We start from the raw sequence: 385 nt of genomic DNA on the forward strand, positions 1-385 counted from the left end.
GGCTAAAATATCATCTTGGCTTCTAGATTTGCACACTAAAAAAGTCGGTGTTTTGTGCTTAATGTATATATATTTAGATTACTTTAAACAAATAAATGACACCTACGGCCACGCTGTAGGTGACGATGCTTTATGCAAAGTCGCCACTTGCTTAAAAAGCAGTGTTCGCAGCAACGATGCTGTAGGGCGTTTAGGCGGTGATGAATTTGTAGTGCTAGCGCACTTTTATAAAAATGCGCAGGTAAGCCCTAAAACTCATCATTTAAAAACCACCTTGAATAGGCTCACAATAAATCACAACAACGCCCCTATTACCATTAAAGCCAGCGTGGGAACCACCATATTTAGTGAACCGCCCCACTCAATATATGTAATTTTAAAAGCG

Annotated in this window: 1 protein-coding gene; it reads left to right on the forward strand. The window is 39.7% G+C overall.

Annotated features, from left to right (window positions below; all coding sequences use genetic code 11):
- Window positions 1-61 precede the first annotated feature (61 nt).
- On the forward strand, window positions 62-385 hold a 324-nt coding region (locus CWC17_RS18875; RefSeq protein WP_249935952.1), incomplete at its 3' end, for a GGDEF domain-containing protein.

It is taken from the genome of Pseudoalteromonas sp. S3785 (assembly GCF_005887365.1).
Taxonomy (GTDB): Bacteria; Pseudomonadota; Gammaproteobacteria; order Enterobacterales; family Alteromonadaceae; genus Pseudoalteromonas.